At 66.5% G+C, this 15,850-nt stretch carries 11 protein-coding genes and 1 tRNA gene; 9 read left to right on the forward strand and 3 right to left on the reverse strand.

Features of this window, described 5'->3' with window-relative positions; all coding sequences use genetic code 11:
- Positions 1-15: 15 nt before the first annotated feature.
- A complete protein-coding gene (locus tag WT53_RS15385) occupies positions 16-537 on the forward strand; it encodes a DUF6496 domain-containing protein (protein WP_059830867.1) in 522 nt (173 codons plus the stop codon).
- Between the two features lie 167 nt (positions 538-704).
- Here the strand turns inward: WT53_RS15385 and WT53_RS15390 are convergent, their stop codons facing one another.
- Positions 705-2,237, reverse strand: a complete 1,533-nt coding sequence (locus WT53_RS15390; RefSeq protein WP_060260445.1) for a CYTH and CHAD domain-containing protein — start codon at positions 2,235-2,237, stop codon at positions 705-707.
- Between the two features lie 522 nt (positions 2,238-2,759).
- On the opposite strand from WT53_RS15390, the gene WT53_RS15395 reads away from it, so the two are divergent.
- Positions 2,760-4,538, forward strand: a complete 1,779-nt coding sequence (locus WT53_RS15395) for a SulP family inorganic anion transporter (protein ID WP_373558450.1) — start codon at positions 2,760-2,762, stop codon at positions 4,536-4,538.
- Positions 4,539-4,922: 384 nt separating this feature from the next.
- On the opposite strand, the gene WT53_RS15400 is transcribed toward WT53_RS15395, so the two are convergent.
- Complete coding sequence (locus tag WT53_RS15400; RefSeq protein WP_060260451.1) at positions 4,923-7,286, reverse strand: AsmA family protein; 2,364 nt, start codon at positions 7,284-7,286, stop codon at positions 4,923-4,925.
- A gap of 181 nt (positions 7,287-7,467) precedes the next feature.
- Here WT53_RS15400 and WT53_RS15405 point away from each other — a divergent pair, with 181 nt between their 5' ends.
- A complete protein-coding gene (locus WT53_RS15405) occupies positions 7,468-8,040 on the forward strand; it encodes a bacterioferritin (RefSeq protein ID WP_034207163.1) in 573 nt (190 codons plus the stop codon).
- 228 nt (positions 8,041-8,268) lie between these two features.
- On the opposite strand, the gene WT53_RS15410 is transcribed toward WT53_RS15405, so the two are convergent.
- Positions 8,269-8,355, reverse strand: a tRNA-Leu gene (locus WT53_RS15410).
- Between the two features lie 251 nt (positions 8,356-8,606).
- Between WT53_RS15410 and rnr the strand changes: the two genes are divergently transcribed.
- The 6 genes from rnr (at position 8,607) to WT53_RS15440 (ending at position 15,832) form a co-directional block, all read left to right on the forward strand.
- Positions 8,607-11,078, forward strand: a complete 2,472-nt coding sequence (gene rnr / locus WT53_RS15415; RefSeq protein WP_060260454.1) for a ribonuclease R — start codon at positions 8,607-8,609, stop codon at positions 11,076-11,078.
- A gap of 148 nt (positions 11,079-11,226) precedes the next feature.
- The gene (gene rlmB / locus WT53_RS15420) at positions 11,227-11,970 is read left to right on the forward strand and encodes a 23S rRNA (guanosine(2251)-2'-O)-methyltransferase RlmB (RefSeq protein ID WP_034207165.1); all 744 of its coding nucleotides are present in this window, start codon (positions 11,227-11,229) and stop codon (positions 11,968-11,970) included.
- A 119-nt stretch (positions 11,971-12,089) separates the two neighbouring features.
- On the forward strand, positions 12,090-12,962 hold the full coding sequence (locus WT53_RS15425; RefSeq protein WP_060260457.1) for an N-acetylmuramoyl-L-alanine amidase: 873 nt from the start codon (positions 12,090-12,092) through the stop codon (positions 12,960-12,962).
- A gap of 92 nt (positions 12,963-13,054) precedes the next feature.
- The gene (gene rpiA / locus WT53_RS15430) at positions 13,055-13,750 is read left to right on the forward strand and encodes a ribose-5-phosphate isomerase RpiA (protein ID WP_034207167.1); all 696 of its coding nucleotides are present in this window, start codon (positions 13,055-13,057) and stop codon (positions 13,748-13,750) included.
- A 280-nt stretch (positions 13,751-14,030) separates the two neighbouring features.
- Positions 14,031-14,747, forward strand: coding sequence for a FadR/GntR family transcriptional regulator (locus WT53_RS15435; RefSeq protein ID WP_060260460.1), 717 nt, complete (start codon positions 14,031-14,033; stop codon positions 14,745-14,747).
- Positions 14,748-14,845: 98 nt separating this feature from the next.
- Entirely contained in the window at positions 14,846-15,832 is a 987-nt protein-coding gene (locus tag WT53_RS15440; RefSeq protein WP_060260464.1) for a Gfo/Idh/MocA family protein, read from the forward strand.
- Positions 15,833-15,850 lie beyond the last annotated feature (18 nt).

Genomic DNA, 15,850 nt, shown 5'->3' on the forward strand with positions numbered 1-15,850 from the left:
TCGAGGAGAGTGATCATGCCCGAACAGAGAGCGATCCAGCGAGCGCGCGCCGACAAGCGCAGCGGCAAGTCGCCGAGCACGCAAGCAGGCGAGTTCGTCAAGGAAGAGATCGACCGCGTACGCAGCGGCAAGCACGGCGTACGCTCCGCCAAACAGGCAATCGCCATCGGTCTGTCGCAGGCGCGGCGTGCGGGTGTCGATCTCGAGCCGCCCGCGAAGGGCAAGACGAGCGAAGCGACCCGCAAGAAGGCAGCACAGGACACCGCTGCGGGACAAGGCAGGAAAAAGACGAGCCCGAGCACCGAATCGAAAGCGAAACGCTCGCGCACCACGACCGCCGTGTTGAAGCGCGAGAGTAAGAAGGGGGCGTCGTCGACCGCGATGTCGGAGCAGGCGAAGCGCGCGGCCGCGCGCCGTCCGGCCGCGAGCCGTTCCGCGGCGGCCAGGAAGGCGGCGCAGACCAAGGGCGCGGCGGGCCGCTCGGCAGCGGCAAAGAAGGCGGCACAGACGCGGGCGGCCCGTTCGCATCATCACTGACGCGTTGGCCGATCGGCCACGCGCGCTCGATCGCGGCGCCGGCGAAACGTCGGCAGCATCGGCAGAACCCGGCGTGCTCGCGCGGAACGGGCGCGCTGCGCGAGCACCCGCTGCCGCAGCGGTTGCGGCTATGCCGGGCTCGATACGGCGTGGCCGGCATGCGATCTCTATCGAGGCGGAGACAGCCGCCTGAAGCGCTTCCACAATTTTTTCATGTGAGCGTAATCGGCGGCCACGCGCGAAGCCCAGAACCCTCGCACGAAAGCGGCGCCCGATGCGGTATCGCCGTGGGCGCGGGGAAGCGAATCCAGCAGACGGTCCGCGACCACTGCGTCGTTGCGCCAGCCCAGATCGTCCTGCAGCGTACTCAACGTCGCCACATAATGCTTCACGGCCGACTTCGAAAACAACGAGGCAAAGAATTCCGTCGCATACCGAAGTTTCTTCGCGGCGATACGCGCCCGATGCCGGCGGCGATCGTCGAGCCCGGCCAGCCCGCGGCCGCGCTTGAGCAACTTTTTGTGCCTGCGACGCACTATGTCGGATGCGAGCCGCTTCGCCGGCTTTTGCACGGCTTCGGACGCCTCGGGCGACATGCCGTCACGCCAGCGTGCACCGTTTAGCCATAGCGTCAGTTGCAGAATCAGTCGCGTGTAACGGACGGACTCCGCGGCAGCGGCCGCCTTGGCGCGCTTTTCCGTCGCCACCCGTTGGCACGCGCGTTCCACTGCCCGACGTTCCGGCTTCTTCTGCGTTTGCTCGAGTGCCTGGCCGAGTGTCGAGCGAACGAGTACCTCCCAGTCGCGCGCCTCTCCGAGCTCCGATGCGATCCAGCGCAGTTCGTCCTGAAGCCCCGGATAAGGGGGAATAACCTTGTCGAACAGATCGAGCGCCGAGCGCAGACGCCGCAGGCCGACCCGCATCTGATGCACGCTCGACGGGTCGTGACCGGACACGACACCGCGTTCGTTCGCGTGAATATGCTCAAGGCAATTGTGCGCGATCTGGCGGAAGGCGTCTTCGATGCTGTCCCGTTTATGGAGCGTCACCGACTTCGCTTTCACGGGTGTCTGGTGTCGTTGCACAAGCATTTCGTAGCCGCGATCGGCCTTGCTCAGGTGGTCGAAGCGCAACGGGACCGTCTCTAGCAGATCGAGCGCGATCTGATAGAGACGGTCGGGCCGGCCACGCTTCAATTCCATCTCGACCGCGACGATGGGCGTCGAAGCCGTGTCGGTTTCGATGGTGCCCTCGTCGATCGCAAACTCGACTTCTTCGTCCGACGGCAGGCGCAATGGCAGCACCGTGCGGCGAATCCTGGTGACGAAGCGCGCTTCGAGATTCGAAGCGGTGCGTTCGTCGCGAATCAGCTTTCCCAGATCGCTGTCGGCGGGGATCGAATCGGTGAACAAGCTCAGATTCGGTGCGTGACCGTTGACCGGCATTTCGAATTCGTCGCGCTCGTACACGCCTGCCTGCGCCGAGCCGTCGAGCTTGATGGTCTGGACCGTCCCGTCACCGTGATCGCGCACGCGCAGCGACGCATTGCAGCGGCGAAATGCGAGTTCCGATGTGTCGTAGTAGGTGCTGACGAGCGTTGTGTCCGCCCCCCCGGCGTTCCTGCTTTTCGCGAACAGCGGCGACTCGCGGATTCGACCCACGTGCTCGCGGTCTACCAGCAGCTTCAGTTCCCTTTCCATTGCACTCCCTTGCTCTCGTCATCGGCCGGTCAGCTCGCACGCCGTTCGGCGGCGACGCTTCGCCGTCTGACGCAGGCGAGCATTTTTTGCACCCTTCGGCGGCGGCCTTGACCGTTCCGCCGATGGCGCCCGGCATGCCGACATACCCGCCTGCATCTTCCCCGTCATGCGCCGAGGTCCGGACACGTACAGGTGCGCGAGCCAGGTAAAACGTACAAATCGACTGGTCGTAATCGGGAAGGGGCCATTCGAATCGAAGCGGTTCGACCGGTTGCGCGCTGCTGGCGGGTACGCGGCTTGCTGCACACGGGCACCCGGACCGATGCGTGACGTTTCCACTACGCGACCTGACGCGTCGGGACTGGCGCAGTGCGATCGATCCGAACGCGTTGCGCAAACGCCGGCGTTCGCGGCAGCCTGGAGACAGCCTCCACCGGGCTGTCACGACAGCGGCAAGGTGCCGCCCGCGCCGTTGGACGATTGGGAGAGGGCTCGGCATGGAATCACGAGATCCGACAGTTCATGAGCCGGCCACGACGCGCGGAGGCGACACGTGTGGCCGGCGATAGCCTCGTACGACGATTGAAGGAAATCGCGTGCCGCGTGCCCGGTATCGCATGGCTCGGCACGTACCGGATGGCCTGGCTGGCGGGCGACGCCACCGCGGGGGTGACGCTGAGCGCCGTGCTGGTGCCCGCCGGCATGGCCTATGCGATCGCGTCCGGCCTGTCCGCCGCGTCGGGGCTCTATGCGTCGATTGCCGCGCTGGTCACTTATGCGGTGTTCGGACCGAGCCGCATCCTCGTGCTCGGGCCAGATTCCGCGCTCATTGCGCTGATCGCGGCGAGCATCGTGCCGCTCGCGCACGGCAACTCCGCGCATGCGGCCGCGCTCGCGGGCGCGCTTGCGTTGCTGTCCGGCGGCCTGTGTCTGGCGGTTGGCCTGTTCCGGCTGGGCTTCGTCACCGATCTGCTGTCTACGCCGATCCGCTACGGCTATCTGAACGGCATCATCGTCACGATCATCGTCAGCCAGTTACCGAAGCTGCTCGGCCTGACCGTGCATGAAGCGTCGATTCTGCAGCAACTGCGCGCGGTAGCGAGCGCCATTGCTGCCGGCAAAACGAACCTCGTGGCCTTGTCGATCGGTGTGCTGTCGCTCGCCGTCATTCTCGCGTTCAGACGCTGGGCGCCGAAAGTGCCGGGGGTGCTGGTCGCCGTGGCCGTCGCCACCGTCGGGGCCGCCTATTTCGATCTGGCGGCCCGGGCCGGTGTCAGCGTAGTGGGCACATTGCCTCGGGGGCTGCCGTTGCCGGATTTTCCGGCGCTTGCGTCGAGCGAATGGCTCGCACTGTCGGCCAGTGCCGCTGCCATCGCGCTGGTGTCGTTTACGGACATCAGCATGCTGTCGCAGATATACGGGCTGCGCAGCGGGGACGGTGTCGACCGCAATCGCGAATTCGTCGCGCTCGGGATCGCGAATATCGCGGCGGGACTGTTCCAGGGCTTTTCGGTCGCGGCCAGCGGATCGCGCACGCCGGTCGCCGAGGGGGCCGGTGCGAAGAGTCAGGCCTGCGGCCTGATTGCCGCGCTCATCGTGGCGGCGTTGCTGGTTTTTGCCCCGCAGGCGCTCCGCGACACGCCGCAAGCCACCCTGGGGGCCGTGGTCGTGGCCGCCTCGTTTTCGTTGATCGAAATCGCCGGCCTGCGGCGGCTTTACCGGCTGCGCCGTCCGGAATTCGTGCAGTCGCTCGCATGCTTTGCCGGGGTCGTGCTGTCGGGCGTGGTGGCTGGCGTGGGTATCGCACTCGGGCTTGCCGTGCTGGCTTTCCTCTGGCGGGCGTGGCGTCCTTATTCGGCCGTGCTCGGCCGGCGCGACGGCGTGAAGGGCTATCACGATATCGCGCGTCATCCGGACGCGCGGCGCATTCCCGGGCTGGTTCTGCTGCGCTGGGATGCGCCGCTGTTCTTCGCCAATGCGGAAATCTTTCACGAGCGCGTGATGAGCGCGGCGCGCGATGCGCCTACCCGTACCCGTTGGGTCGCCATCGCGGCCGAGCCCGTGACGGATATCGACGTCACCGCCGCCGACATGCTGGCGAGGCTCGACGACGAACTCGACGATGCGGACATGCAGCTATGCTTCGCGGAACTCAAGGGGCCGGTCAAGGACAGCCTGAAGCGATACGGATTGTACGAGCGGATCGGCGAGGATCATTTCATGCCGACGGTCGGCGAAACCGTGTCGGCGTATCTGAAATCCCATTCGGTCGAGTGGCACGATTGGGAAGGCGAAGGATGATGCGCCGCGTCCGGGCGACGACGACGGGGTGCGGGTAGCGAGACGCGCGTCGCGAAAGCCGTTCCTTGCGAAGCGCACGCAGCCAGTACTGTTCGCACGCAGCCCGCGCTGGGCTGGCAGGCATCACCGCGACGGTGGCGACGAGATCGTCCGGTTCGCCGCGGCCCGACATGCACGGTACCGACCGCGCCTGGTCGGCCGGTTCATGACTCGCTGCGGAGTCTGGCCGTCAGGCCGGGCGATCGCCGCCCCGGTCGTCCCGTTGCGGCAGCCGGCAATGGCGGGCATTGAATTTCCCCGACGCGCAATGGTCGGCCGAGCCCGGCGGCCGGCCTTCATTCGTTCCGGGTTCGGGCGGAAAGATGACCGGTGCAACAGCGGGAATCAGCGCGTTGTCTTGGGTAACGGCATGCCGAGGACGGAGGAACGAGTCGCGTCCCCGACCGGCGTGCCCGGCGGCAGGCGCAGTCCTTTGGCCTTCTTGCGTTGGCCCGGCGGCGGGGCGGTCGGTTGCTGCGACTGCATCGCCGCGATCAGTTGCTGGCACGGCAGCGGTTTGTTGTTGCTCGGCGCGATCAACGGAATCAGCGCGGCGAACGGATTGACGATGCCGAGGCCGACCATCGCGCCGCCGCGTAGCGCGAGCGCGGTCGGGTTCACGCCGACGTGCGGATTCTTGAACGTACCCTTGACGTAGAGCGGCGAGCGCAGTGTGAAAATGCGAAAGCCCTTCGTGTGCGGGTGGACGCCGAGATCCATCGTTTCGTTTTTCATGTTCACCTTGCCGTCGATGTTGATGACGGCGTCGTCCGTGTCGAGTGCGAACGCATGCGAATCGAGCACGCCATCGGTGACGACGAAATCGGCGGCCGCGCAGTTGATGTGCACGGTGCGATCGCCATACAGCTTTTCGTAGACGACATTCGCGACGTTCAGGCCGGCGGCTTCCATGAGCAGTCGGCTCAGCACGCCGTCGGTGACGAGCAGCTTCACCTCGCCGTTGGCGCTGGCCGCGAGCGCCGCCGGCGTGTTGCCGGTCGCGGACAACTGCGCGTCGCCATTGACTTCGCCGAGCGCGCTTTGCATCGTCTTCACGGTGGGCAGCAACTGCTTCAGCTTGAGATGGCGCACGCGCGTCGACGCGCGCGCCTTGAGCGGCCGCTCGCGGCCGTCGAGATGAAGATCCGATGCGATCGCGCCACCCGCGACGCCGAACTTGAGCGGCTCCAGCGACAGCACGCCATCGATCATCACGATGTGCGTGTACAGATCCGTAATGGGCAGCGCCGGATCCTTGACGATGCGGCGGCCCGTGAATTTCACGTCGGCATCGATCGCCTTCCAGCGCTCGGTCCTGAAGCCCTCGACAGGCAGGGCCTTGTTCGCCGGCTGACGCGCGGTGTCGCCGCGCCTGGCCTTGCTCGCGTTGCTGTCCGCGCCGACCACCGGTGCCAGATCCTTGAACTGCAGCAGATTCGAGACCACCTCGCCCGTGAGCAGCGGTCGCGGTGCGCGCTGCGTATAGATCAGCGTGCCGTCGAGATCGCTGCCGCCCACGCGGCTTGAAAATTTTTCATAACGGAACACGCTGCCGCCGGCTTTGATGTTGCCCGTCAGATGACCCTCCGTGGCATAGGGCGGGGTCTGGGGGAGCGTGATGCCCGTCAATGGATACAGGCGATCGAGGCTCGAGCCTTGCAGCCACAGGCGCAAATCGACGGCAGCCAGATGGGCGGGGTCGGTGACGGTCCCGACCAATGAAACATGCAGGTCGCCCGCCTTGACGTCCGCCTGTACCGGGACGGGCCGCGACGCGTCCTGCAGCGCGAGCACGCCGCCGAGCTTGCCGCTGCCCGACAGCGCCGAATGCTTGTAGCTGCCCGTCGCTGTCCAGCCGATGCCGTATTGCGGCTCGCTCTTCGGTTGCGTGACGGCGGCAGCCGTTCCGCTTGCGGGCGGTTGGCCGGCAGAAGCGGGGCTTCCGGGCGTGATCGGCGCCGCCGATACGCCGGATGCCGACGCCGCCGACGCCGCAGATGCCGCCGCTTGCGCCTGCGTGCTCAGTTTTTGCGCGCCTCGCTTGCCGACCACGTCGGCCGATGCGCTGCGCGACTTGTTTTCCTGTTGCTTCAGGACTTCGCCGATCGGGATCGCATGACCGAGCGTATTGACCGTCGCCTGCATCGCCACGTCTTGTGGCTGGTCGGACAGCGCGATGTTGCCCTGGTCGAGCCGAATGTCGTGCAGGTCGAGCTTCCACTCGAGCGGGTGCGCGGAGGACTTGAGCTTGAAGGTCCAGTTGTTTCGTCCATCGGCGACGCGTTCGAGGTCGATGGAAGGACGCACCAGGTTGATGGTCGGAATGACGATGTCGTGCGTGAGCAGCGGAAGCAGCTTCACCTGGAAGTCGATTTCGTCGAGCGTGGCGAAGTACCGCTGTTTCGTCCAGTCCGGGTTCGCGATCGTGATGTTTCGCGCCGCAAAGGTGGGCCAAAGAACCCGCGCGCGCCAGCCGGTTTCACCGCTGGCGCGATGCCAGCTCACGGTCAGGTCGCCGTTGATCGTGAACGCACGACCGATCGCGGCGCTCACCTTGTCGTCGACCATGGGCCGGGCCCGGTTCCAGTCGAACGTGAAAATGAACATCGCGATCGCCGCGATCAGAATGATCAGTACTGCGACGAGCCACGCAACGACTTTGCCTGCCATTCTGGCGATCGTCATTCCGGACGCGTTCAGTTGAGCCATGGCGAAGGTCTAGAGGTTGGCGGTCCGGCCCCTCACGGGCCGGCCTTTGGCAGGAAGGCAGCAATCGCCGTACCGCGAGCGGGCCCATGCGTTGCGGGACGATCGAGCAGTACCGAGCAGGTATCGATTTTGCTGTCCACATCGGGCAGCAGATTTTCTTACCGGATAAAGGAGCAGATCGATGACGAAATCACCTGCAACCCATGACGCCGTACCTGAATCCAGCGACCCGTTCGTGCTGGACCTCAAGAAAATTCGCGAGGACGCGCGCAAGCACATGTCGGACGGCCCGGTCACGCAAACGTACGGCGCGGACCGCACCAAGGTGCTGAAGCTGCTCAATGACGCGCTGGCGACCGAGATCGTCTGCACGCTGCGTTACAAGCGGCATTACTTCATGGCCAGGGGCATCAATTCGGAAGCCGTGGCGCAGGAATTCGCGCAGCATGCGACCGAAGAGCAGGAGCACGCCGACCGGATCGCCGAGCGCATCGTGCAGCTCGGCGGCGAACCCGATTTCGCGCCGGACGGCCTGAAAACGCGTGCGCATTCGGAGTACCGGGAAGGCACGGACCTGACCAGCATGATCGGCGAGAATCTGGTCGCCGAGCGGATTGCCATCGATACGTATCGGGAGATCATCCGCTACCTCGGCGAGAAGGATGTCACGACGCGCCGGCTGTTCGAGGAGATTCTCGCGGTCGAGGAAGAGCATGCCGACGATATGGCCGATCTGCTCCAGGGGCGCGGATAGTCCGTTGAAGACGTCGCGCCGGGGAACCCAGGCAACGCCTGCGGGCTGGGCGATAGGCGCGGGAAGGGCGCCCGATCGGGCCGTCCTTCCCGCGAGAATGTTTTCTGCACCCGGGCGCGCCGGGAGGCGCGGGGCCCGCGAGTCTTCGCACAAGGTGTGCGCGTGCGGTGTTTCTTGAGCTCGAAACGAAAAAAGGCCGGCTGAGAGCCGACCTTTTTAAAAAACAGATGGTGCCCAGGAGAGGACTCGAACCTCCACGATGTTGCCACCGCTAGGACCTGAACCTAGTGCGTCTACCAATTCCGCCACCTGGGCACGTTTTGCAGTAGCTGCTTGCTGCAAAGAAGCGAAATTATAGCGCCCCAATTATTCCTGTCAACATCTTTTTGCGGTGCATCGCAAACCGGCTGCCGCCGTGCGCGGCCGCGGCATTCCCGTCATTTGGCGACACGGGCGGGTGATAGAATGACCCGCCGCCGTCAATATAGAACTGTCTCGGACGGACACCTCTATGTTGATGCCGTGCACCATCGGTCAACGCAACGAGAACAATCATCGACAAACCCTTGAGCAAATATCCGTACCCCATTCCGAGCCGTGAAGAGATTCTCGGCGTGCTGCGTACGAGCGACGCGCCGCTGGCCGCCAACGACATCGCCGAAGCCCTGTCGATCAAGCGTCAGGAGCGCGAGGGGTTCTTCCGGCGTGTCGCCGCGATGGAGCGCGACGGCCAGATCCGCCTCGACAAGCGCGGCCATTACCAGTTGACCCATCCGTCGAATTTCGTCGCGGGGCGTGTGCAGGGGCATCGCGACGGCTACGGGTTCGTGATCCGCGACGACGGCCAGGACGACCTGTTTTTGCCGAACGGCGAAATGCAGAAGGTGATGCACAACGACCGCGTGCTCGCGCGGATCGTCGGCTACGATCGCCGCGGCCGGCCGGAAGGGCATGTCGTCGAAGTCACCGAGCGCGCGAACAAGCGCGTGATCGGCCGCCTGCTGAACGAGAACGGCGCGCTGATCGTCGCGCCGGAAGACAAGCGCATCGGCCACGACATCCTGATCACGCAGAACGTGAAGAAGGCGAAGGTCGGGCAGGTCGTCGTCGTCGAGCTGACCGATTTCCCGAGCCGCCATTCGCAGCCGCTCGGCCGTGTCGTCGAAGTGCTCGGCGATATCGACGATCCGGGCATGGAAATCGAAATCGCGGTGCGCAAGTACGGCGTGCCGCACGAATTCAGCCAGCCGGCGCTCGACGAAGCCGCCGCGCTGCCCGACAAGGTGCGGCCGGCCGACCTGCGTTTTCGCGTCGACCTGCGCGACGTGCCGCTCGTGACGATCGACGGCGAGGACGCCCGCGACTTCGACGACGCCGTCTACTGCGAGCCGGTCAAGGTCGGCCGCGGCGACGGCTACCGCCTGATCGTCGCGATCGCCGACGTGTCGCACTACGTCCAGCCGGGTAGCGGGCTCGATGCCGACGCGCTCGAGCGCAGCACGTCGGTCTACTTCCCGCGCCGCGTGATCCCGATGCTGCCGGAGAAGCTGTCGAACGGCCTCTGTTCGCTGAATCCGCAGGTCGATCGCTGCGTGCTCGCGTGCGACATGGTGATCACCGCGCGCGGCGAGATCAAGGCATACCAGTTCTATCCGGCCGTGATCCATTCGGCGGCGCGCCTGACGTACACCGAAGTCGCGGCCGTGCTGTCGAACACGAAGGGGCCGGAGGCTGCGCGCCGCGCCGATCTGCTGCCGCACCTGCAGGATCTGTACGGCGTCTACAAGTCGCTGTTCGCCGCGCGGCAAAAGCGCGGTGCGATCGACTTCGACACGACCGAGACCTACATCGTCTGCAACTCGCAGGGCAAGATCGAGCAGATCGTGCCGCGTCAGCGCAACGACGCGCACAAGCTGATCGAGGAATGCATGCTGGCCGCGAACGTCTGCGCGGCCGATTTCCTGAAGCGCAACAAGCATCCGGGCCTGTACCGCGTGCACGCGGGACCGACGCCGGAGAAGCTGGAGAACCTGCGCGCGTTCCTGCGCGGCATGGGTCTGTCGCTCGGCGGCGGCGACAAGCCGCATGCGAGCGACTACGCGGCGCTGATGGCGCAGATCCGCGACCGGCCGGATGCGCAGATGCTGCAGCCGATGCTGCTGCGCTCGATGCAGCAGGCCGTCTACAGCCCGGACAACATCGGCCACTTCGGTCTCGCGTACGAGGCATACGCGCACTTCACGAGCCCGATCCGCCGTTATCCGGACCTGCTCACGCACCGCGCGATCTACGCGATCCTGTCGGGCAAGAAGTACGTGCCGAAGGCGCCGGAAGGCTTCGAGCTGAATACCGCGCTGTCGCCGCGCGCCCGCGCGATGCAGCAGGCCGACGACGAAGCGCGCGGCCGCTCGCGTTCGAACACGGCGATCTGGGAAGAGCTCGGCCTGCACTGCTCGGCGAACGAACGCCGCGCGGACGAAGCGTCGCGCGACGTCGAAGCGTGGCTCAAGTGCTACTTCATGCGCGACAAGCTCGGCGAGGAGTACGGCGGGATGGTGAACGGCGTGACGTCGTTCGGCATCTTCGTGCAGCTCGACACGCTGTTCATCGAAGGGCTCGTGCACGTGACGGAGCTCGGCTCGGACTACTTCCAGTACGACGAGATCAAGAACGAGCTGCGCGGCGAACGCACGGGTATCCGCTATCGCCTGTCGGATCGCGTGCGCGTGCAGGTGAGCCGCGTCGATCTCGATGCGCGCAAGATCGATTTCCGCCTCGTGCGCGATACGCCGGTGAAGGCGCCGCGGCCGTCGCCCGCGCCGGTTGCCGGCGTCGATCGCAACGGCAGCGGCCCGCGCGTGCGTGCGCTGCCGCCGGCGGAGGAAACCGTGCCGCGCCGCAAGACGGCCGCGAGCGCGCCGAGCGTCGCGGTGAAGGAAGCGCGCGCCGCGCGTGGCGCCGCGAAGAAGAAGGGCGGTGGCGGCGGCGCGCCGGCGAAGCCGGCCGCGAAGAAGGCCCGCGCCCGCAAGAAGTATTGAGCGTTCGGGGCAGCGCAAGCGCACGCCCTGCAGTATCGAGAGACGCCGCGTCACCGGTCATCGGCCGGCCACGCGGCGCTTTCCTTTTCCATGGATCGCGGCTGCGCACGTCGCGCGGCCGCACGTTTGATCGAAGGTTGTTCCAGTCATGTCACGTCTGAAGGTTCTTTACGGTTTTCATGCGGTGACCGCACGTATGCGGCACGATGCGTCGACGGTGGCGGAGGTGCTGTACGACCAGACGCGCCGCGACCGCCGCATGCAGGAGTTCCTGCACGCCGCGAAGGAAGCGGGCGTGCGGCTGATCGCAGCCGACGAAACGCGCCTGTGGGGCCTCGCGCATACCGAGCGCCACCAGGGCGTCGTCGCGCGCGTCGAGGACATGCCGCTCGCGCAGAACCTGTCCGAGCTGCTCGACGGTATCAACGGGCCCGCGCTGCTGCTCGTGCTCGACGGCGTCACCGATCCGCACAACCTCGGCGCGTGCCTGCGGGTCGCCGATTCGGCCGGCGCGCACGCGGTGATCGCGCCGCGCGACCGGGCGGTCGGCCTGAACGCGACCGCGGCCAAGGTGGCGAGCGGCGCGGCCGATACGGTGCCGTACATCACGGTGACGAACCTCGCCCGCGCGCTGCGTGAGCTGAAGGAAGCCGGCGTATGGATCATCGGCACGTCGGACGAGGCGCCGGCGACGCTCTACGAAACGAAGCTCGACGGCCCGGTCGCGCTCGTGATGGGCGCGGAAGGCGAAGGCATGCGCCGGCTCACGCGCGACACCTGCGACGAAGTGATGAGCATCCCGATGGCCGGCAGCGTGGAAAGCCTGAACGTGTCGGTCGCGAGCGGCGTGTGCCTGTACGAGGCCGTGCGCCAGCGGCGCGTGAAGGGCTGACCCCGAGGCTGCCCCCCCGAGGCTGATCCGGGGGCCGGCCCGTCCCGCGCGCGATGCGCGGGCATCGAATGACCCGAACGACGCGTGCGCCGATGCAAGCTCTCTGGAATCCGAGACCGATGACCCTGTTCCGTGTCGGCGTCTCCTGCGCCGTGCTCGGCCTGCTGGCGGCCTGTACGTCGCCGACGCTCGTCGACCGCGGCGCCTACTACGCCGACACGAGCCTGCATGCGCGCGGCGCCGATTCGCGGATCCGCTTTCTCGTGATGCATTACACCGAAAGCGACGAGGCGAAATCGCTGCGCACGCTGACCGGCGAGTCGGTCAGCGTGCATTACGTCATCCCGCCGCAGCCGCGCACCGAGCGCGGGATGCCCGTCGTCTACCAGCTCGTTCCGGAAGCGCGGCGCGCGTGGCACGCGGGTATCAGCGAGTGGCAGGGCACGACCGAGCTGAACGCGGTGTCGATCGGCATCGAGAACGTGAACCGCGGCCCGCTCGATCCGCAGCAGCGCACCTGGCAGCCGTATCCGCCCGAACAGGTCGACGCGCTGATCCGCCTGTCGAAGGACATCGTCGCGCGCTACGGGATTGCGCCGACGCGCGTGGTCGGGCACAGCGACATCGCGCCGCAACGCAAGATCGATCCCGGGCCGCTGTTCCCGTGGCATGCGCTCGCGCAAGCCGGCGTCGGCGCATGGCCGGACGGCGCGACCGTCGCCGCGCGGCTCGGCGGCCGCGATCCGCAAGCGCCGGTCGACGTGCGCGAACTGCAGCTCAAGCTCGCGCGCTACGGCTACGACGTGCCGACCGACGGCGTGCTCGACACGCGCACGCGGCGCGTGTTCGCGGCGTTCCAGATGCATTTCCGGCCGTCCGATTACGCGGGCAACCCGGACGCGGAAAGCGACGCGATCGCGCAGGCGCTGCTCGACAAGTACTTCCCCGGCACGCAAGCGGCGGACCCCGCGCCGGCCGCCGACACGCGCTGAATACGCGGCGCATCGCCCCCGGAAAAACGCGGGACCGTGCGCCGACTCCGGTAAACTGACGGTTTTCCGCAATCCCGCAGCATTACCACGCCATGACTCAAGACGAACTCAAACGCCTCGTCGGCCAAGCCGCCGCCGATTACGTGATCCAGAACGTACCCGAAGGTGCGGTGATCGGTGTCGGCACCGGCTCGACCGCCAACTGCTTCATCGACGCGCTCGCCGCCGTCAAATCGCGCTATCGCGGTGCCGTGTCCAGCTCGGTCGCCACGACCGAACGCCTGAAATCGCACGGCATCAAGGTGTTCGACCTGAACGAGGTCGAGTCGCTTCAGGTGTACGTCGACGGCGCCGACGAGATCGACGCGAGCGGCGCGATGATCAAGGGCGGCGGCGGCGCGCTGACGCGCGAGAAGATCGTCGCGTCGGTGGCCGACACGTTCGTCTGTATCGCCGACGCCAGCAAGCGCGTGCCGGTGCTCGGCGCATTCCCGCTGCCGATCGAGGTCGTGCCGATGGCGCGCACGGCGATCGGCCGGCGCGTGACCGCGCTCGGCGGCGTGCCCGTGCTGCGCGTGACGAAGGACGGCGCGCCCTACATCACGGACAACGGTAACGAGATCGTCGACGTGAAGGGCCTGCAGATCGCCGATCCGCGCGGTTTCGAAGCGCAGGTGAACGCCTGGCCGGGCGTCGTGACGGTCGGCCTGTTCGCCGAGCGCGGTGCGAATCTGTGCTTGCTCGGCACGGAAAACGGCGTTGAAACGATCGTTTATCCGGCTGGCTGAATCTGAATGAGAAGCAGTCCGTAACGGCGCGCTATCTGCCGTCATGGATTGGATATATAAATCTTGTGGAAACCGGGGTCCGGCAGGCGCGGCGCGCTTCCCGGGCCTTTTTTTTAGCCGTATAAATCACCTCGTTCAAAAGAGGGATAACCCTGTCAGGTGTTTACCAGATAGCGAAATATCGTCGAACTCATCAACTTATAGATCATAAGAACAGTAGTAACCAGGGCCGGCGGAACTGCGGAGCAGGTGTTCGCAAATCGACGCACGGGGAGGTGTCATGGAGCAGGGCAAAGACCGGTCACTGGTCGCCAAAGTGATGGATGGGCTTGTCGCGGGTATCGTCGAAGACAAGTACGGCGGCATCTTGCCGCCACAGGACGTGCTGTCGAAAGAGTTCGACGTGAGCCGCACGGTGATGCGGGAAGCGTTGTCGATGTTGCTTGCGCGCGACATGCTCGACGTGCGTCCGAAAGTCGGTACGCGCGTGCGGCCGATGCGCGACTGGCGGATGATCGACGAAGACGTCGTGAGCTGGCGATTTCGGGCGAAGCCCGATCCGCAGTTCATGCGCGACGTCATCGAATTCCGCATGCTGATCGAACCGCGCGCGACCGCGCAGGCGGCGGTGCGCGCGACGGCGGCCGACATCGCGGGCATTCGCGAAGCGTTCGATGCGTTCAAGGTGCTGCAGCCGGGCGACCCCGGCTACGACACGGCGGACGAGTTGCTGCATACGCGGATCGTCCAGGCGAGCGGCAACCAGTTCTTCCAGCAGATGGCGGCGATCGTGCGCGGGGCAGTGCGTCTCGTGAATCCGCGCGTCGTGCAGAAGGAAGGCGCGCACGACACCGCGGTGAAAGCGCATGCGCGCGTCGTCGATGCGATCGAACGGCGCGACCCGCGCGAAGCCGAAGCGGCCTCGCTCGCGCTGATCGATTTCAGCGCGGACGAGATTTCGCGCGATTTCTCGGTCGACGTGCCGGTGCGTGCCTGACGCCGCGCGTATCGCTCATCCGTGTGCCGGGCCGTTTATCATGACGGCCGGCCGGCAGCGTGCCGGCAACCGTCATACGACCGACACGGAAGATCAGGATGAACGACAACGACCATCGCCCGCTGCGCTTCGGCATCGTCGGCGCGGGCAGCATTGCGCGCCGCTTCGCGCAAAGCCTCGCGCACGTGCCGGGCGCCACGCTCGCCGGCGTCTGGGCCCGCCGCGCCGACGCAGCGGCCGCCTTCTGCGAGACATACGGCGGCGTGCCTGCCGCGTGCCTCGACGCGCTCCTCGCGAGCGATATCGACGCGGTCTACATCGCGACGCTCCATGACAGTCACGCGCAGTACACGCTGGCCGCATTGGCCGCCGGCAAGGCCGTGCTGTGCGAGAAGCCCGCGGCGCTGAACGCCGTGCAGCTCGACACGGTGCTGCACGCGGCGCGCGATGCCGGGCGGCTCTTCATGGAGGCGATGAAGCCGCCGTTCTTCCCGCTGTACCGTCAGTTGCGCGCGCATCTGCGTGACGATCCGATCGGCGAGATCCGGCTCGTGCGGGCCGGCTGCGCATCGTCGTCGGTGCCGGCGGACCATTCCGTCTATCGGCTCGATCGCGCGGGCGGCGCGCTGCTCGATATCGGCATCTACGAGGCGTTCCTTGCCATCGACTGGCTCGGCGCGGCGCGCGACGTGCAGACGCTCGGCCGCGTCGGCGCGACGGGTGTCGACCTGTTCGCGAGCCTGAACAGCGTGCATGCGAACGGCGGGATCGCGCAGCTCTTTTGCGGCCTCGACGTGATGGGGCGCGGCGATGCGCTGATCGCCGCGGCGGGCGGCCACGTGACGATTCACGAGAAGTGGTGGAACCCCGCGCGGGCGACGATCCGCTACGCGGACGGGCGCACCGTCGAGCTCGACGCGCCGGTCGACGGCGGCGGGCTGAACTACGAAACCGCGCATTTCTGCGACCTGCTGCGCGAGGGCGAGATCGAAAGCCCGATCATGACGCACGACCATTCGCGGCAGATGATCGCGATGACCGACGCGGCGCGCGCCGTGCTCGGCGTGCGTTATTCGGGCGAGTAAGCGGCAAGGCGGGTGCCG

The sequence above is a fragment of the Burkholderia sp. MSMB2157WGS genome (assembly GCF_001532755.1).
In the GTDB taxonomy this organism is placed as follows: Bacteria; Pseudomonadota; Gammaproteobacteria; order Burkholderiales; family Burkholderiaceae; genus Burkholderia.